The following is an 18,308-nucleotide window of genomic DNA, read 5'->3' on the forward strand; positions in this document are numbered from 1 at the left end:
CGTTCGAGGAGCTGAAACCGATGACCGCGAAACCCGTCGTCACGGCCGCCGTGGTGCAGGCCGGCTCGATCCTGTTCGACACCGCGCGGACATTGGACAAGCTTGCGGACCTCGCGAGCGACGCCTCGGCCCGCGGCGCCGACCTGGCGGTGTTCCCCGAAGCGTTCGTCGGCGGCTACCCGAAGGGGCTCGACTTCGGTGCCCGGATCGGCTCCCGCACCCCGGCGGGCCGGGACGACTTCCTCCGCTACCACGCGGGCGCCATCGACGTACCAGGGCCTGCGACCGAGGCCATCGCCGCCGTCGCCCGCGCCGGCAAGCTGCACATCGTCGTCGGCGTAATCGAGCGGGCCGGCGGCACGCTCTACTGCAGTGCCCTGACGTTCGGGCCCGACGGCGCGCTCCTATCACGCCGCCGCAAGCTGATGCCCACCGCCTCGGAGCGGCTCGTCTGGGGTTTCGGCGACGGTTCGACGCTCGATGTCGCCGGCACGCCCCTCGGCCGGATCGGGACCGCGATCTGCTGGGAGAACTACATGCCGCTCCTGCGCACGGCGCTCTACGCCAAGGGCGTCGAGATCTACTGCGCCCCCACGGTCGACGACCGCGCCACGTGGCTACCGACGATGCAGACCATCGCCCTTGAGGGGCGGTGCTTCGTCGTGTCGGCGAGCCAATACCTCCTCCGGAAGGATTGCCCGGTCGACTACGCTGCGGTCCAGGGCGACGACCTGGCAACGGTCTTGATCCGTGGCGGCTCGTGCATCGTGGGTCCCCTGGGGAACGTCCTGATCGAGCCCGATTTCGAGGGCGAGAGCGTGCGACTCGCCGAACTGGACCGGGCGGACATCGTCCGCGGCAAGTTCGATTTCGACGTGGTCGGCCACTACGCGCGCCCGGACATCTTCAGCCTCAGCGTGAACGAGCGACCGCTCGAACCCGTCACGGCGAGGGGCTCCGGCGACTATGAGGACCAAACGTAAAGCACTGACGCAGACGGATCATTCCCGCAAGTCTGCTGACGGCCCTGACGATTTCGGCCGCCGGGTGGGTCCAAGTGAAGGGCCGGGCGCGACTGTTGTGCTCAGCGATCTAGCGCTTGATGGCGGCCTGAAGATCAACGACGCCGGTGAAGGTGCCGCGCCGCAGGCGGCGGCGGGTCAGGGCGGAGAAGAAGCCCTCGACCGCGGTGAGCCAAGATGCGGAGGGCGGGGTGAGGTGGAAGGTCCAGCGCGGATGACGCGCCGGCCACGCGCGCACCTGCGGGGGCTTGCGGGTGGCGTCGTTGTCGAGGATCGCGTGGATCGTCTTGCCGGCCGGCACGGCGGCTTCGACGGCGTTGAGGAAACGGATGCACTCACCGTTCCGATGACCGGTGCGCTTTGCCCTCACGGCTGCACAGAAGGGCGACGCGCCACAGACCGAGACGCTGCTGAAGGATCTGCCGGCTGACGTGATCCTGGCCGATGCCGCCTATGACAGCGACCGGCTGCGCAAGCTCGTCGCTGACTTAGGCGCTAAGGCTGTGATTCCGGACAACCCCTCGCGCGCCTGGAAGTATGACTTCGACAAGGCGCTCTACAAAGCGCGCCGTCTGGTCGAACGCTGCTCTCCGCCTGCATCGGACGGGGATCATGCCGTAGAACTCGTCTCCCATGCTCTCGACGGTGCAGATCTGGGTGGCTTTCGCTCGAATGAGAGGCGGCTTCCGGTGTCAGCGAGCCCGGACGGTGAGACATCTCACTAACGCCGCCATTCGATGGGCAAGCGCTCACCGTTCGACGCTGAGAACGGCTCAGAACGCCTCGAACGGTGTGCGCTGGGCGGCCACCGGCGACGCGTGCGGCCGGTGACGGGCATCCTGTCGCAACCGCTCCAGGGGCTTTCGGCCGAAGGTCAGGAACAGGACCGGCGTCAGCACCGTGTCGAGCAGCGTCGCGCTGATCAGGCCGCCGAAGATCGTCACCGCCACCGGGTGCAGGATTTCCTTGCCCGGAGCGTCGGCGCCGATGAGCAGCGGCACCAGCGCGACGCCGGCGGACAGCGCGGTCATCAGGACCGGCGCGAGCCGTTCCAGGCTGCCGCGGATGACGAGTTCGCGCCCGAACGGCATGCCCTCGTGAATGGCAAGATTCAGGTAGTGGCTGATCTTGAGGATGCCGTTGCGGGTGGCGATGCCGGTCAGCGTGATGAAGCCGATCATCGAAGCCACCGACAGGGGCTGCCCGGCGAGCCACAGCGCGGCGACGGAGCCGATCAGGGCGAGCGGGATGCTGCCGAGGATGATCAGCGTGAAGGTCACCGAACGGTAGCGGCTGTAGAGCAGCGCGAAGACGAGGGCGAGCGAGAGGAGCGACAGGAGACCGATCGTGCGGCTCGCCTCGGCCTGCGCCTGGAACGAGCCCTCCAGGCGCGTCGTGTAGCCGTTGGGCAGGCTTGCTGCGGCGACGTTCTCCCGAATGGCCTCGACGATCTTGCCCATGTCGGCGCCGGGCTGCGTGTTGGCCTGCACGACGATGCGGCGGCGGGCGTTCTCGCGCAGGATCTGGTTCGGCCCGTCGGTTTCGCGAATGTCGGCGATCTGGCGGGCCGGCACCCAGCCGGACGGCGTCTCGATCAAGAGGTCTCCGAGGCGCTGCGTCGTGCGCATCGCGTCGGAGAGCCGCATCACCACGTCGAAGCGGCGGTAGCCGTCCACCACCCGCGAGACCACTTGGCCGTTCGAGAGACGGCTCAACTGCTCGACCAGGGCGGCGGGCTGCACGCCGTAGAGGGCCGCGCGATTGTAATCGACGCGGATTTCGAGCTGCGGGATCAGCACCTGCTTCTCGACCTGCAGGTCGGCAATGCCGGGGATATCGGCGAAGCGTTGCCGCAGGTCCTCGGCCAGCGCCCGCAGGGTGTCGAGATCTTCGCCGAAGATCTTGAGCGCGATCTCGGCGCGCACGCCTGAGAGCATGTGGTCGAGCCGATGCGAGATCGGCTGGCCGACATTGACGTTGACCGGCAGCACCGCGAGGCGCCCGCGGATATCGGCAACGAGGTCGGGCTTGGGCCGGGCCCCCGGCTTGAGGTCGATCTCGAGGTCGGAGGAGTGCACCCCCTCCGCATGCTCGTCGAGTTCGGCCCGGCCGGTGCGGCGGCCGATCGACCGGACGTCCGGCATCTCGAGAAGCAGGCGCTCGGCCACGAGGCCGATGCGGTTGCTCTCGGCGAGCGAAATGCCGGGATTGAAGGTCATGTTGACCGTGAACGAACCCTCGTTGAACGGCGGCAGGAAGGTGCGCGGAAGGAAGAAGGCCGCGAGACCGGCCGCCGCCACGGCGAACGCGGCGACCGCCATGACGGGGCGGGCATGCCCGAGCAGGCCCCTGAGCAGGGCGGCGTTGCCGCGCTTGAGCGCTTTGAGGAAGCGGCTGTCGTGCTCCTCCAGACGTTTGAGGCCGGGCAGCAGATAGTAGGCGAGCACCGGTGTCAGCGTGATCGAGACGAGGAGACTCGCCAGGATCGAGATGATGTAGGCTTGGCCCAGCGGCGCGAAGAGCCGGCCCTCGATGCCGGACAGGGCGAAGAGCGGCACGAAGACCAGCACGATCACCATCGTGGCGTAGACGATGCCGGAACGCACTTCGTTCGAGGCCGCGACCACCACGTCGAAGACGCTCCTCGGATTTCCGGCCCGCCGGTTCTCGCCGAGGCGTCGGAAGATGTTTTCCACATCGACCACGGCGTCGTCGACGAGCTCGCCGATGGCGATGGCGAGACCGCCGAGGGTCATCGTGTTGATGGAGAGCCCGAAGGCGTGGAACACTACGGCGGTCGCCAGGATCGAGACCGGGATCGCCGTGAGCGAGATCGCGGTGGTGCGGACGTTGAGCAGGAAGGCGAACAGGACGATTGCGACCACGACCACCGCTTCGACCAGCACCGTTTCGACGTTGCGGATCGACGTCTCGATGAACTTGGCTTGGCGGAAAATGATCTGGTCGGCGCGCACGCCCTTGAAGGCGCAGGCTTCGCCGGCCGGTTCGGTACCGAGCTGACCCGGACTACGCTTGTCGGCGTCGGGACCGCACGTGTTGAGGCTCGCCGTGATCTCGGCGAGCGCCGCCTCGACCTCGCGGGTGAGGCGGACCGTGTCGACACCCGGCTGCTTCTCCACCGAGATCACGACGGCGGGCGCGCCCATATAGCCGCTGTCGCCGCGCTTCACCCGCGCCGCGAAGGACACGTCGGCCACCTGCCGCAGGTAGACGGGCCGATTGTTGACCGTCGCGACCACCATGTTCCGGAGGTCGTCGAGGTTCATCGTCCGTCCGAGATTCCGGATCAGGTACTCGCGGGCGTACTGATCGGTGAAGCCGCCGCCGGTATTGGTGCCGAATTGCGCGAGCGCGGTTTCCAACTGGGCATGGGTGACGCCGAGCGCCCGCAGGGCCGTCGGTTGCGGGGCGACGCGGAACTGGCGCACCTCGCCGCCCATCGGGATCACCTGGGCGACGCCCGGAATGGAGAGCAGACGCGGCCGGATGGTGAAATCGGCCAGCTCCCGCAACTGCATCGGCGAGACCGAGCCGCCGCTCAGCGCCACCATCACGATCTGGCCCATGATCGAGGAGACCGGACCCATCATCGGGGTCACCGTCGGCGGCAGTTGCGGCCGCACCATCGCAAGGCGTTCCGAGACCTGCTGGCGGTTGCGGTAGATGTCGGTGCCCCAATCGAACTCGACATAAATCACCGAGAGGCCGACGCCTGAGACCGAGCGCACCCGCGTGACGCCGGGTAGGCCGTTCATCTGCGTCTCGACCGGGAAGCTGACGAGTTGCTCCACCTCCTGGGGCGCGAGCCCCTCGGCCTCCGTCATGATGGTGACGGTGGGCCGGTTGAGGTCGGGGAAGACGTCGACCGGCAGCTTGGTCGCCGTAAACGCGCCGTAGACGACGAGGACGGCGGCGAGCGCCAGCACGAGCAGGCGGTTGCGCAGGGACTGCGTGACGAGGAGCGTGAACATCGGCGGGCCTCCTCAGCGGACCTGATTGAGGAGTTCGGCGCCCTGGCTGACGATCCGCTTGCCCGGAGCGATCCCCGACACCACGAGGACCCGCCCGGCATCGAGCGGTTCGACCCGGACCTCGCGCGGCTCGAAGCGCTCGGGCGCGGCGTGCTCGTAGACGATGCTCTGCCCGTTGCCGCCGCGGACCACGCTGGTGCGCGGCAGGGCCAAGCCCTCCTGCTGCGCGTCGGTCGCGGCCAACACGGTGATAAATTGTCCGGTGCGCAGCTCAGGCGGGCCCCCGAGCACGGCGAAGTGCATCGGCACCGCCTGGCTGCGGTCGGCCAAGCCCGCCCCCATATAGGCGAGCCGCAGGATCCGTCCGTCGGCCATCCGGGCCGTGGCGTCCTGCCCACCGGCCAGCGCATCGAAGCTCAGGGCCTCCACCCAGAGGCGGGCAGGATCGACGATCTGAAAGACCTGCACGCCGGGGCTCGCCATCTGGCCGGCCACCGCGTTCGCCTCGGCGATGACCCCGTCAACCGGCGCCTCCAGCGCTTCCGGCTTCTGACGAATGTTGTCGAGGGCCGCGCGGCGGTCGAGCAGGCCCTTGAGTTCGGCCTGGGCATCCTCGAGCTGGACCTGCGAGACGGAGCCGCCCGGCGCGAGCTTGCGGTAGCGCTCGACGCGGCGCTCCGTGATGGCGATCTGCTGATCGAGTTCCCCCTGGCGCTGGCGCATGTCGGAGGCATCCACCGCCTGGACCGGCGGCGTGACATAGGCCAGCACCTCACCCTTGCGCACCCGCGTGCCCAGGCGCGGGAAGATGCCGGATTCCGGTGGCGACAGCCGGCCGCCGACCGAGGATTGGACGACGCCGCTGGCGCTCGGATCGGGAACGATGCGCCCCGGCAGCTCGACGGTGCGGCGGAGCGTATCGGAGGCGGTCACCACGGTCCGGACCGCGAGCACCCGCTGGGTCGGCTTGGGCACGAAGATCGCCCCATCCGGCAGGCGTCGTGCCAGATCCTGTCCGCCGGTGGACGGCGCGGCCATCGGCAAGGCGTGGGGCGCGGGCCTGCCGCCGTGGTCGTGGCCCTCGGCCGCGAAGGCGCGGGGGGCGAGCGCAAGGGCCAAGACGAGCGCGACCAGGGCCGTGGCGGGCAAGTAGCGCCGCCTGCGCATCAGCAGCGTGACGGCGATGCCGAGGACGAAGCCGGCGCCACCGATGGCGAACGCGAGCGGATCGGCTTCCTTGAGGTGGCTCTGGAAGTCGTGAGCCGCCGCGAGGCCGGCTGCCCAGGCCGAGGCACCCGCTGCGGGTGGCGCTGGTGGCGGCTCCGGGACATTCAGTGTCACCGGGAACAGGTCGGCGCTTCCGTTCACCGTCACGGTGAAGAGCACGTCGTGCGCACCGGAATGCTGGCTCCAATGCGCATCGAGCCCGTAGCTGCCGTCCGGCAGAGGCAGGGCTTTGGCGGGGCCTTCCGGAGTCTCGGCCTCGACCACGGCGTCCGTGACCGGCGCGTTGGAATCCGCGCGGTCGAGGAAGACCACCAGCCGGCCGTTGCGGGCAATGGCGACGAGTTCGAGCGCGTCCGTGCTCGAAGCACCGCGCGGCGCGGCGGCCACCGGCGCGGCCGGCGTCTCGTTGCCGTGATCGTGGCCCTCGTGGGCAAGGGACATCGTCGGCGTCCCGGCCGACAGGCCGAGCGCGAGGACAGCCATCCGCAGGGCGGCGGCGGAGAAAAAACGCATGGAAAAACTGAGCCTTCGCCAGAGAGGCTGGCGGCAGCCGTCAGGGGCCGCCGCTCAGAGCGCGCGTCGGAGCGCGGACCTCAGGCGAAGGTTCGAGGGGGTTCCGACGGCGTCTCGCGGGCCACGCTCTCGAACGCGACCGTCGGGGTTCCGGACAAGGTCCGGCCGGGCTGCGGCGCGAGCATCACTGCAGCGGCGTCCAACCGGACGAACGACGCATGACCGCAGCACAGGCTGCAAGCGCCGCATGCCGCCTTATCGCCGATCGGCTCGGCATGGTCCGCGAGACTGCCGAGCGCCTGCGCTCCGGCCGCTTCCGCATGTGCGGACGCGACATGGCCGGCATGTGCCGTTCCCGCGTGCGCGTGCCCGGCATCCGCCACCGCGAAGGCGACGAGTGCCACGATCTGAAAGACCGTCAGCAGCGAGCGCCAGAAGGATCGGGTGGCCGTCATGATCCGGCGTGCATAGCATTTCCGTGCCGGTCGAGCATGGGCTTTTTTCGGCACGAGCCCGGCCGGTGAGACAAAGGCCGGTGCCGGCCGATCGGGCCCGATCAGGGTCTGCCGTTCCGTCAGGCTCTTTTGGGCGCGTCGTTCAGGCGTCGTTCACGGATCGGCCGGTCTTCGCCCGGAACGGCTCGGGCGGAGTCCAACTCGTCGATCCGCTCGTCGATGGCCTCTCGGCAGGAGGCGTGTCCGCCGGGCGCGGTGACCGACCGGCGTGTCTCAGGCGACGCGTCGAGCACCAAGCCATCCTGGTCGATGGACAGGCGCCAGTTTCGAACCACTCCGTCGTGGGCGGTCATGGCGGTGGCGCAGCGGTCCAGGAAATCCAGGCGGGCCGCATCGCTTCCCGCCACCATCCGCAAGGCCTCGCAGATCAAGTCGGTCTCGTCGCGCGTGAGCCAGACCGTCGACGTCCCGAATCCCTGCCGCTCGGCCGCGATCATCTCGTGCGAGAGGCGGGTCGCCAGCGCCTGCCGGGGTGTGTCAGGAGCGGTCGCGGGCCGTCGTCCATGCATCCGGTTGCCCCTCTCTCCCGTCCGCTGACGAGGTTTCTCGATCATCGCGACCCCTGCGAGAAGCCGGATCATCACGTCTTCGCGGGTCGCGGCAAGTCAACGCGATGAGATCGTCCGAGATGCCGTGTTCGCCGCAGGATGAGGCCGTCGGCGGTGTTCTTTCGATCGCTTGCCGACTGCTCCCGATCACGCAGCGGAGATCGCATCGGATCCCGGCAGCCGATTGCCATCCAAAATGACCGAAGTGAAGGGAAGGATAAGAACTTTCGCCACGGCGTGGGTGAGCACGATCTGATCGAACGACGCGCTCTTCTCCGTCGCTACGGGTACGCGCGGGACCGGTTCAGCGGCCGCTCGTCCTGGCTGGGTGCATGACGGTTTGCGAAACGCGGCGCGTGGGCTTCCAATACGATGAAAGCGACCGGCGGCTTCACGAAGCTACGCAGTCTCACCAGGACGGCCGGGCTTCTCGTTCCAGCCGAGAGCGCCAGTCCTGCGCCGCTCATACGGCCGCGGTATCGGGCCTCGAAGGACATAGGGTCCGGCCGATATCTCAAATTCGACAGGCCGCATGCACGGCTCGGCAACTGCGGCGGCGTACGACGCGATCATGAGTCTTCCTGATTCCGAGTTTCGAGTGCTGGGCGTGGCCGCCGCCATCGGCGGCCTCCTCGTGATGATGCTCGCCGGTCAGCCCTCGGTCGCATCGCTCGGCTGGGGGTGCCTGGGGCTCCTTCTCTTCGGGGTGTCCCGCCTCATGCCGCGCCGGAAAGCCGGGCCTGCCATCGTGCCGAGCCCGGTCGCAACGCCGCTCGAAGGGAACGCGACGGCAGGCAGCGAAGCCGAGGATGAGCCGGCCGCGCTTCCGGGGGATCTCCACGCGGTGCTTCAGCGCAAGGTGCGCGTTCAGCGTCCGGTCAATCCGATCGTCGCTTCGTCGCTCCTACCGCCGTCCCGTGCTTCGCGGTCTCCCTCGACCGGTTGAGCGCTCCTGCAGGATCGGCCGTCGGGGCCATATCGCGTTCGGTTTCACGGCCGATGCGCAGCACCAACGCGCCCGCCACGATAAGCACCACGGCCACCGCGGCCAAACCGTCGTCGAAGCGCCCGGTTGCGTCGCGGACCCACCCCATGAGGGCCGGCCCGGCGAAGCCGCCGAGACTGCCGAGCGCGTTGATCAGCGCGATGCCGCCCGCCGCCGCGGTTCCGCTGAGCAGCCGCGTCGGTAGGGTCCAGAAGGTCGGCAGCGCCGCGAACACCCCCAAAGCCGCCAGGCTCAGCGTGACGATGGTGAGGAGCGGCGTACCGGCCTGGCTCGCGGCGAGAAGGGCGAGGCCGGCGGCGACGGTCGGGATGGCGACGTGGCGGACCCGCTCTCCCCTACGATCGGAGCGCCGCGTCCAGGCGAGCATCCCGGCCGCCGAGACGATATAGGGAACGGCAGTGACGAAGCCCGTCGCCGTCGTCGAGAAGCCGAAGCTGCTCACGATCTGCGGCAACCATAGGCCGACGGCGTAGAGGCCGGTGCTGAGCCCGAAATAGACCAGCCCGAGCCCGAGCAATCGCGGGTCGCGCAGAGCGTCGCTGAGATGGGCCGTCCGGCCCGGCCGCAGGCGATGATCCTCCGCCATCCGCGCGATGAGGGTTGCCCGCTCCGCGTCGGTCAGCCAGGTGGCGCGTTCGGGCCGGTCGGTGAGGACGAACAGGGTCGCAAGGCCGAGAGCCAGGCTGGGGGCGGCCTCCAGCAGGTAGAGCCACTGCCATCCCGCGAGGCCGAGCCAACCGTCGGTGAGGCTCATGACGAGGCCGGAAAGCGGCGCGCCGATCGCCGCCGAGAGCGGGACCGCCATCATGAAGGTGCCGACGATGCCCGCGCGCTGCGCGGCGGGAAACCAGTAGGTCAGGTAGAGGATGATGCCGGGAAAGAAGCCGGCCTCGGCAAGCCCGAGGAGGATGCGGACGAGGTAGAACGACCATTCGCCGGTCACAAACGCCGTCGAGGCGGAGATCAGCGACCACGTCACCATGATCCGCGCGATCCAGATCCGCGCGCCGACCCGCTCCAGGATCAGGTTGCTCGGCACTTCGAAGACGACGTAGCCGAGGAAGAATAGCCCCGCGCCGAGCCCGTAGGCCGTGGCCGAGAGGCCGATATCCCGGTTCATGGTGAGAGCGGCGAAGCCGACATTCACCCGGTCGAGATAGGCGAAGAAGTAGCAAAGCATCAGGAAGGGCAGCAGGCGCCGCGCCACCTTGCCCGTGAGCGCATCCGCCATTCGCTCGTCCTACCCTTCACATCGTCCGGCCCTCGTAACGAACTTGCCGGCAGCCGGATAGAAGCGGGCTCAGATCGAGCAGCGCCGGCCTGAGCGTCCCTCGGAACCGCCGCCGCGCGGCCGGGCTTCTCCTGTCACGGGTCCTGCTCCCGCACGACCCCGACAATCGTGACAGGAGGACGCCATGGGTCTGTTCACGAAGGACATCAAGTCGCTGGACGACCTCTTCGTCCACACCTTGCAGGACGTCTATTACGCCGAGAACCAGATCACCAAGGCTCTGCCGACGATGATCGGGAAGGCGACGAACGCGCAGCTCCGCCAGGGCTTCGAGACGCATCTGCGTGAGACGGAAGGGCAGATCAAGCGCCTGGAGCAGGTGTTCGAGATGCACGGTCACAAGCCGAAGGCGGTCAATTGCCCTGCCATCGACGGGATCATCAAGGAGGCCAACGAGACCGCGGGCGAGGTCGCCGATAAAGAAGTGCTCGATGCGGCGCTTCTCGCGGCGGCGCAGGCTGTGGAGCATTACGAGATCGCCCGCTACGGAACCCTCGTCGCCTGGGCCAAGCGGCTCGGCCGGGACGATTGCGCCGCCGTGCTCCAGCAGACGCTAGACGAGGAGAAGGCGACCGATCAGAAGCTCACGGCACTGGCTGAGAGCCGGGTGAACCAGAAGGCCGCTTGATCATGGCCGAGCCGGAGCGTCCCGTTTCCGACGATCGTTCCGTGCCGCCCGCGCAGGGGCCCGTCCCGGGGATCGACCGGCCGCGATCCGATCCGCAGCCCGGTCCCCATTCCCCGCCGACCGAGGATGCGGCGCGGCCATCGAACAAGGCAGGGAGCGGCTGAGCCGCCCCTCGCTTCCGTTCGGCCGACACCGTCCCCGACGGACGAGTGCCGGCCGGCGAAAACGGGCGCGGTCTCTTCCGTCTCGAATGCCTCAGTCGAGCGCCCTTTTAAATTTCCGGACGCGGCGTTGTCGATCAATTCCTCGCGGCGTCGCCGCGCCGGAAAAGTGGGCCGACCATGTCCAGAGCCGCTTCGACGGCAGGTCCATCCGGCAGCGATGTCGCGCCGGACGACGCCCTGAAACCACGGGCGTGGACCTTGCGCGTGTCCGCGCGGTTCCCTCTGTTCTGTTTCGAGTCTTTCCCGCGCCGGTACCGCCGATGACCGCCCTCTTCCCCTTCGACAACAGCTACGCGCGCCTGCCGGACCGCTTCTTCAAGCGGATCGCGCCAACGCCGGTCGAGGCACCGCGGCTCATACGGCTCAATCGAGCGCTTGCCGAGGATCTCGGGCTCGACGCTGTGCGGCTTGAAAGTCCGGAGGGTGTCTCCGTGTTGGCCGGGCAGCACGTCGCGGAGGGCTCCGAGCCGCTCGCGGCGGCCTATGCCGGTCACCAGTTCGGACAATTCGTGCCGCAGCTCGGCGATGGTCGGGCCATTCTGCTCGGGGAGGTCGTCGGCCGCGACGGGCGGCGGCGTGACATCCAGCTCAAGGGATCGGGCCCGACGCCGTTCTCCCGCCGGGGTGACGGGCGTGCCGCCCTCGGGCCCGTACTGCGTGAATATCTCGTCAGCGAGGCCATGCATGCCCTCGGCATCCCGACCACCCGCGCGCTGGCCGCCGTCACCACGGGCGAGCAGGTGATCCGCGAGACGGTCCTGCCCGGCGCCGTCCTGACGCGGGTCGCATCGAGCCATATCCGGGTCGGATCGTTCCAGTTCTTCGCCGCCCGCGGCGATGTCGAGGGCCTTCGCGCACTCGCGGACCACGCCATCGCGCGGCACGATCCGGCGGCGGCGGACGCCGACAACCCCTACCGGGCCTTTCTCGAAGGCGTGATCCGCCGGCAGGCCGAGTTGGTGGCCCGCTGGCTCACGGTCGGCTTCATCCACGGCGTGATGAACACCGACAACATGTCGATTGCCGGCGAGACCATCGATTACGGTCCCTGCGCGTTCCTCGACACCTACGATCCGGCGACCGCCTTCAGCTCGATCGACCGGCACGGGCGCTACGCCTACGGCAACCAGCCCCGCATCGCCTTGTGGAATCTCACCCGGCTGGCGGAAGCGCTGCTGCCGCTCCTGTCGGACGACGAGACGCGGGCGGTGGCCGAGGCCGAGGCCGCGCTGAGCGGCTTCGCCGCACTGTTCGAGACCGCCTATCACGGTGGGCTGAATCGTAAGCTCGGGGTCGCCACGACGCGGGACGGCGATGCCGCCCTCGCTGGCGACCTTCTGAAGACCATGGCCGAGAACGAAGCCGACTTCACCCTCACCTTCCGGCGCCTCGGCGACGCCGTGCCGGAGGCCGGCAAGGCTCCCGATCCGGCCGCCATCGAGGCGGTGCGCAGCCTCTTCATCGATCCGACCGCCTACGACCGTTGGGCCGAGCGCTGGCACCGCAGGCTTGCCGAAGAGCCGGGTGATGGCACGGCGCGGCGGCAGATGATGCGCACGGCCAATCCTGCCTTCATTCCGCGAAACCACCGCGTGGAGGCGATGATCGAGGCAGCGGTCGAGCGCCAGGATTTCGCACCGTTCGAGACTTTGCTGAAGGTCCTCGCCCGGCCCTTTGACGACCAGCCCGACTTTGCGCAATTTGCGGAGGCTCCCGAAGGCGGCGGACGCGGCTATCGAACTTTCTGTGGGACCTGAGAAGAATTCTTTCCTCGAATCATCGCGCTGTGATCAGATCTGATGAATATAAATTCCTTAGTGTATGTTAATTTTGCACTATGGGTAAGTCCATCCTCGATCAATCATTCGGTAACGATACGTCCGTACTTCCCGCCCTCGATACATCATCTTCCGCGATGCGATCGAGGAGTACATCATGGCGGACCCCGTTCGCTCGCCTCTAACGATTCGATTGACGCTGGCTGCCCGCGTTGCCCTGCTTGGCAGCCTCTTCGTTTTGGTGGCGACCCTCGCGGTCGGCGGCAACCTTCTGCTTGAAGCACGCGCCGTCATGCACGCCCGGGCGGCGGATTCATTGGATAGCTCCATGCGCCTGCTCCGGGCCGGCATGGAGCACGCGGCCGGGGAGAAACCGGACCTCAACGCCGCCGTCGATCGTGTCGAGAGCGTGACCGGCGGGACCGCGACCGTCTTCACCGGCGAGGTCCGGTCCGCCACCACGGTGCGCAAGGCCGATGGCAGCCGCGCGGTCGGCACCCGGCTCGCCCCCGGCCCTGTTCACGACACCGTGCTCGGTCGCGGCGGGATCTATCGCGGCGAGGCGGACATTCTCGGCATGCCCTACCTGACTCTGTACGAGCCGATCCTCGGCGCGGACGGTCATGTCACCGGCATCCTCTATGTCGGCCTGAAGCGGGGCGACGTCCTGGCCGGGCTCGACCGGATGACCCGTCAGGCGGCCCTGGTGGGCGGCGGCATGATCGCGGCGGCGATGGTCCTGCTCTGGCTCGCCATCCGCCGTACCCTGCGTCCGCTCGACGGATTGGGCCGGACGATGACCCGGCTCGCCGAGGGCGATATCGCGGCCGAGGTGCCCGGCCTGAGCCGGCGGGACGAGATCGGCGCCATGGCCGCCGCGGTGCAGGTGTTCAAGGAGAGCCTGATCCGCACCCGCGAACTCGAACGGGAGAGCGCGCTGGCCCGCGCCGCCTCCGAGGATGAGCGCAAGCGGGCGCTCGGCGCCATCGCCGAAGGGTTCGAGCAGGCGGTGGGCGGCATCGTCGGCATGGTGGCAGCCTCCGCCACGGAGCTGCAGGTCACGGCCGAGACCATGGCGGCGACGGCGCGCCAGACCGCGACCCGATCCGGGCACGTCGCCGGCGCAGCCGAGGACGCCGCCTCGAATGTCGGCACCGTGGCGGCCGCCGCCGAGCAGCTCGGCGCCTCGGTGCAGGAGATCGGCCGCCAGGTCTCGAACTCGTCCGACCTCGCCGCAGGCGCAGTCACCGAGGCGGATCGGACCGCGATCCTAGTCCATGAACTCGATGCCGTCGTGAGCCGGATCGGCGACGTCGTCGGCCTGATCGCAACCATCGCGGGACAGACCAACCTGCTCGCGCTCAATGCGACCATCGAGGCGGCGCGCGCCGGCGAGGCTGGCCGCGGCTTCGCCGTGGTCGCGGCCGAGGTGAAGGAACTCGCCAACCAGACGGCACGGGCAACCGAGGAGATTTCCGGCCAGATCGGCCGCGTTCAGGGAGCGACCGGCCAAGCCGTCGCCGCGATCGGCGGCATCACCGCCCGTATCCGCGAGATCAGCGACGTCGCCAACGGGATCGCCGCGGCCGTCGAGGAGCAGGGGGCGGCGACGCAGGAAATCGTGCGCAACGTCGCCCAGGCTGCGAGCGGCACCGGCGCCGTGACCTCGAACATCGCCGGCGTGGCGCGCGCCTCCGAGGAGACCGGCGCGGCGGCGGCCCAGGTGCTGTCCTCCGCCTCCGAATTGTCGCGGCAATCGGAGCATCTCAGCGCCGAGGTGGCTCGCTTCCTCGGCACCGTGCGGGCGGCCTGAGGTAAAGCGGCGGCGCTACGCACAAAATGCGGGCGACGCCGCAAAGACCAGCGGCGCGGATTGACGGAGCGATGCGTATCGCTTACTCCCCGCCCCTCACTTGCTGAGAGACCCTCGCCAGAATCCGGCGGGGAAGCGGCGAACGGATCGACGATGCGCACGGTTCTTATCGTAGTGGAAGCGCCACGGACGGGGCGGGCTTGATCTCAAGCCCGACAGGCCCGGTCGGTGGCGCATGCAGGGTCCCCTAGGGGCCCTTTTTTATTGCGCGAAATCCAACGGGCCGGCATGCGGATCGGAACACGAAGAACGGATTGATGGAGGAGTCGATGAGCGGCGAGGTCATGACCGGGGCCCAGATGGTCATCCGGGCGTTCCAGGATCAGGGGGTGGACACCCTGTTCGGCTATCCGGGCGGTGCCGTGCTTCCGATTTACGACGCGCTCTTCGACGAGACCACGATCAAGCACGTGCTGGTGCGCCACGAGCAGGGCGCGGTCCATGCGGCCGAGGGTTATGCCCGCTCGTCGGGCAAGGTCGGCGTCGTCCTCGTCACCTCGGGACCGGGCGCGACCAACATCATCACCGGCCTCACCGACGCGATGCTGGACTCGATCCCGCTCGTCGCCGTCACCGGCCAGGTTCCGACGCACCTGATCGGCTCGGATGCCTTTCAGGAATGCGACACGGTCGGCATCACCCGGCACTGCACGAAGCACAACTACCTCGTCAAATCGATCGAGGATCTGCCGCGCATCCTGCACGAGGCGTTCTACGTCGCGAGCCATGGACGCCCTGGCCCGGTCGTCATCGACCTGCCGAAGGACGTTCAGTTCGCGAGCGGCGTCTACTCCCGCCCGGCGCAGGACGGCCACAAGACCTACAAGCCGCCGGTCAAGGGTGATTCCGAGAAGATCCGTGCCGCCGTCGAGCTGATGGCGGGCGCGCGCCGGCCGATCTTCTACACCGGTGGCGGCGTGATCAATTCGGGGCCGGAAGCCTCGCGCCTGCTGCGCGAGCTCGTCGCGGAGACCGGTTTCCCGGTCACCTCCACGCTGATGGGCCTCGGTGCCTTCCCGGCCTCGGACGAAAAATTCCTCGGGATGCTGGGCATGCACGGCACCTACGAGGCGAACCTCGCGATGCACGACTGCGACGTGATGATCAACATCGGCGCGCGCTTCGACGACCGCATCACCGGCCGCCTCGATGCCTTCTCGCCGTACTCGAAGAAGATCCACGTCGATGTCGACGCCTCTTCGATCAACAAGGTCGTGAAGGTCGATGTCGGCATCCTCGGCGATTGCGCCGCGGTGCTGGAGGAGATGCTCGCCCAGTGGCGCGCCCTGCCGAAGCAGCCCGACAAGGGCCGCATGGAGGATTGGTTCAACAAGATCAGCCGCTGGAAGTCGCGCGACTGCCTCGCCTACTGGCCCTCGGGCACGATCATCAAGCCGCAATACGCGGTGCAGCGACTCTACGAGGCCTGCAAGGATCGCAAGACCTTCGTCACGACGGAGGTCGGCCAGCATCAGATGTGGGCGGCGCAGTACTTCAAGTTCGATGAGCCGAACCGGTGGATGACCTCCGGCGGCCTCGGCACCATGGGCTACGGCCTGCCGGCGGCGATCGGCACGCAGCTCGCCAACCCGGACGGGCTCGTCATCGACATCGCCGGCGAGGCCTCGATCTTGATGAACATCCAGGAGATGTCGACGGCGGTGCAGTACCGGCTGCCGGTCAAGATCTTCATCCTGAACAACGAGTACATGGGCATGGTCCGCCAGTGGCAGGAGCTGCTGCACGGCTCGCGCTACTCGCAGAGCTACTCGGAGAGCCTGCCCGACTTCGTGAAGCTGGCCGAGGCCTACGGCGCCAAGGGCATCCGCTGCGAGAAGCCCGGCGAGCTCGACGCCGCGATCCAGGAGATGCTGGACTATGACGGGCCGGTGATCTTCGACTGCATCGTCGATAAGACCGAGAACTGCTTCCCGATGATCCCGTCGGGCAAGGCGCACAACGAAATGCTGCTGTCCGACTATCTCGGCGAGACCGGGGTGGAGCTCGGCGATGTCATCTCGGCCGAGGGCAAGATGCTGGTCTGATCGGGCCGGCATCCGTCACGCGGCACGCGCGCCATGGACCGGACGCCTCGATCGGTGGTGGCGGGCCCTTCCCTAGCGGAAGGCCCGTCGCCAGCGCCGCGGAAGCCGTTGGCCGATCCGCTGCGGCCATGTCGGCCGCGGCAGGGCGTCGTGGCGGTGCGGATCGAGCCGCGGCACGCTCGCGGCGCGCTCCGCCGCGTTCCGATCGCTGCGCTTGCGCAGGAGCACGAAGAACTCGCTCTCCCAGGGGCGGGTCGGCTCAAGGGCTGCGCACTCGAACGGCAGCAGGTCGAGGCCGATCAGCTCCGTGAGGATCTCGGCGAAGCTGAAGGGCGTGAACACCGCGCAATGCACATCGACCGAGGCGCCGGTCTCGGCGAGGCCGGCGGCGATCGAGAGGGCTTCGGCCGGTCCGCCGCTGATCGGCCTGAGCGGCACCGGTCGGCCGCTCCAGATCGCACCGGCATCGACCGGGCTGGCGCGGGCGAAATGCTCGTAGACGGTGGCCAGCGGCGGCTTGCGAAGGCCGGTGAGATGGGCGGCGACCAGCGCGCCGGCGGTCGTCGGAGTGCGGAAATGGTCGAAGGTGAAGCGCTTGTCGGGCACGATCAGGCAGAACACACCGCCCTCCCGGAGGGCGTCGCCGGCCTCACGCAGCCAGCCGATCGGGTTGGGAACGTGCTCCACGACGTGCGAGGCCACGATGTAATCGACCGGCCCGCGCGAACCGAGCGCTTCCGACAAGCCGCCCTCACCCAGCACGATATCGACCGGATGGATCCCGTCGGTGCCGGCCGGGCCGAGCGTCGGATGGCCCTGGTACTGGCGGCGCAGCGCATCCGTCGGCAGATGGTCGGCGTAGAGCACCTCGCTCTCGTCCTTGCGGATGAGAGGGTTGGTGAGAGGGCCGATCTCGACGCCGGTTCGGCCCTGCGGCAGGACAAGATTCAAAACACGCTGGCGCCGATCCATGGCGCGGCCGGTATCACGCCACCGGCAGGTGGGTCCAGCATCACGGTGCCGACCTGAAGTGGCGAAGGCAGAAACACACAGGGTTCAAGTTGAGGAACGCCAGACGATGAACGCGATGAACACGCACTACCCCGAGCCGACGCGGATCGAGACCGTCAACCGCCACACCCTAGCGGTGATCGTGGACAACGAGCCCGGCGCGCTCGCCCGCATCGCTGGCCTGTTTTCCGGCCGCGGCTACAACATCGAGAGCCTGACCGTCTCGGAGACGGAAGAGGCGCGCCACCTCTCGCGCATCACCATCGTCACCACCGGCACCAATGCCGTGATCGACCAGATCAAGGCGCAGCTCGACCGCCTCGTGCCGGTCCACCGCGTCGTCGATCTGACTCTCCAGGGGCAGGCGCTGGAGCGAGAGCTTTGTCTCGTGAAGGTGGCCGGCACCGGTGAACATCGCAGCGAGGCCCTGCGCCTCGCCTCGGCATTCGGCGCCCGCACGCTCGATGCGACCCTCAACTCCTTCGTGTTCGAGCTGACCGGTTCGACCGAGGAGATCGACCGCTTCATCCGCCTGCTGACGGTGATCGGCCTCGTGGAGATCTCCCGCACCGGCATCGCCGCCATGGGGCGCGGCGCGGAGCCGCTGTAACTGCACGTTTGTGCGGACGGCGCTA

At 68.4% G+C, this 18,308-nt stretch carries 13 protein-coding genes and 2 pseudogenes; 8 read left to right on the forward strand and 7 right to left on the reverse strand.

Annotated elements, in window-relative coordinates:
• Window positions 1-20: 20 nt before the first annotated feature.
• A complete protein-coding gene (locus LPC10_RS24770) occupies window positions 21-983 on the forward strand; it encodes a nitrilase-related carbon-nitrogen hydrolase (protein ID WP_231344904.1) in 963 nt (320 codons plus the stop codon).
• Here the strand turns inward: LPC10_RS24770 and LPC10_RS24775 are convergent.
• A pseudogene (locus LPC10_RS24775) lies at window positions 943-1,371 on the reverse strand (IS630 family transposase); the annotation flags it as partial. The gene LPC10_RS24770 and the pseudogene LPC10_RS24775 sit on opposite strands and share 41 nt — an antisense overlap.
• Window position 1,372: 1 nt before the next feature.
• Here LPC10_RS24775 and LPC10_RS24780 point away from each other — a divergent pair.
• Window positions 1,373-1,609, forward strand: a pseudogene (locus LPC10_RS24780) (transposase); the annotation flags it as partial.
• A gap of 186 nt (window positions 1,610-1,795) precedes the next feature.
• Here the strand turns inward: LPC10_RS24780 and LPC10_RS24785 are convergent.
• The 4 genes from LPC10_RS24785 to LPC10_RS24800 all read right to left on the reverse strand — a co-directional run bounded on the left by LPC10_RS24785 (window position 1,796) and on the right by LPC10_RS24800 (window position 7,850).
• A complete protein-coding gene (locus LPC10_RS24785; RefSeq protein WP_231344905.1) occupies window positions 1,796-5,014 on the reverse strand; it encodes an efflux RND transporter permease subunit in 3,219 nt (1,072 codons plus the stop codon).
• Between the two features lie 12 nt (window positions 5,015-5,026).
• Window positions 5,027-6,754: an efflux RND transporter periplasmic adaptor subunit gene (locus LPC10_RS24790; protein ID WP_231344906.1), complete on the reverse strand. Its 1,728-nt coding sequence runs from the start codon at window positions 6,752-6,754 to the stop codon at window positions 5,027-5,029.
• A gap of 80 nt (window positions 6,755-6,834) precedes the next feature.
• Window positions 6,835-7,209 (reverse strand): hypothetical protein, encoded by a 375-nt coding sequence (locus LPC10_RS24795; protein WP_231344907.1) that lies wholly within the window; start codon window positions 7,207-7,209, stop codon window positions 6,835-6,837.
• Window positions 7,210-7,328: 119 nt separating this feature from the next.
• Window positions 7,329-7,850, reverse strand: coding sequence for a hypothetical protein (locus tag LPC10_RS24800; protein ID WP_231344908.1), 522 nt, complete (start codon window positions 7,848-7,850; stop codon window positions 7,329-7,331).
• A 499-nt stretch (window positions 7,851-8,349) separates the two neighbouring features.
• Here LPC10_RS24800 and LPC10_RS24805 point away from each other — a divergent pair, with 499 nt between their 5' ends.
• Window positions 8,350-8,763, forward strand: a complete 414-nt coding sequence (locus tag LPC10_RS24805; protein WP_231344909.1) for a hypothetical protein — start codon at window positions 8,350-8,352, stop codon at window positions 8,761-8,763.
• On the opposite strand, the gene LPC10_RS24810 is transcribed toward LPC10_RS24805, so the two are convergent.
• Entirely contained in the window at window positions 8,696-10,054 is a 1,359-nt protein-coding gene (locus LPC10_RS24810; RefSeq protein WP_231344910.1) for an MFS transporter, read from the reverse strand. The genes LPC10_RS24805 and LPC10_RS24810 overlap by 68 nt on opposite strands.
• A gap of 184 nt (window positions 10,055-10,238) precedes the next feature.
• Between LPC10_RS24810 and LPC10_RS24815 the strand changes: the two genes are divergently transcribed.
• The 4 genes from LPC10_RS24815 to LPC10_RS24830 all read left to right on the forward strand — a co-directional run bounded on the left by LPC10_RS24815 (window position 10,239) and on the right by LPC10_RS24830 (window position 16,662).
• Window positions 10,239-10,742, forward strand: coding sequence for a ferritin-like domain-containing protein (locus LPC10_RS24815; protein ID WP_003598253.1), 504 nt, complete (start codon window positions 10,239-10,241; stop codon window positions 10,740-10,742).
• Window positions 10,743-11,226: 484 nt separating this feature from the next.
• Window positions 11,227-12,723: a YdiU family protein gene (locus LPC10_RS24820; RefSeq protein ID WP_231344912.1), complete on the forward strand. Its 1,497-nt coding sequence runs from the start codon at window positions 11,227-11,229 to the stop codon at window positions 12,721-12,723.
• A gap of 349 nt (window positions 12,724-13,072) precedes the next feature.
• The gene (locus LPC10_RS24825; RefSeq protein ID WP_370644614.1) at window positions 13,073-14,557 is read left to right on the forward strand and encodes a methyl-accepting chemotaxis protein; all 1,485 of its coding nucleotides are present in this window, start codon (window positions 13,073-13,075) and stop codon (window positions 14,555-14,557) included.
• Window positions 14,558-14,886: 329 nt separating this feature from the next.
• On the forward strand, window positions 14,887-16,662 hold the full coding sequence (locus tag LPC10_RS24830) for an acetolactate synthase 3 large subunit (RefSeq protein WP_231344914.1): 1,776 nt from the start codon (window positions 14,887-14,889) through the stop codon (window positions 16,660-16,662).
• 72 nt (window positions 16,663-16,734) lie between these two features.
• Here LPC10_RS24830 and LPC10_RS24835 read toward each other — a convergent pair whose 3' ends face one another.
• Complete coding sequence (locus LPC10_RS24835) at window positions 16,735-17,634, reverse strand: methyltransferase domain-containing protein (protein WP_231344915.1); 900 nt, start codon at window positions 17,632-17,634, stop codon at window positions 16,735-16,737.
• Window positions 17,635-17,740: 106 nt separating this feature from the next.
• Here LPC10_RS24835 and ilvN point away from each other — a divergent pair, with 106 nt between their 5' ends.
• The gene (gene ilvN, locus LPC10_RS24840; protein ID WP_108942706.1) at window positions 17,741-18,283 is read left to right on the forward strand and encodes an acetolactate synthase small subunit; all 543 of its coding nucleotides are present in this window, start codon (window positions 17,741-17,743) and stop codon (window positions 18,281-18,283) included.
• Window positions 18,284-18,308: the final 25 nt, after the last annotated feature.

The sequence above is a fragment of the Methylorubrum sp. B1-46 genome (assembly GCF_021117295.1).
Classification (GTDB): Bacteria; Pseudomonadota; Alphaproteobacteria; order Rhizobiales; family Beijerinckiaceae; genus Methylobacterium.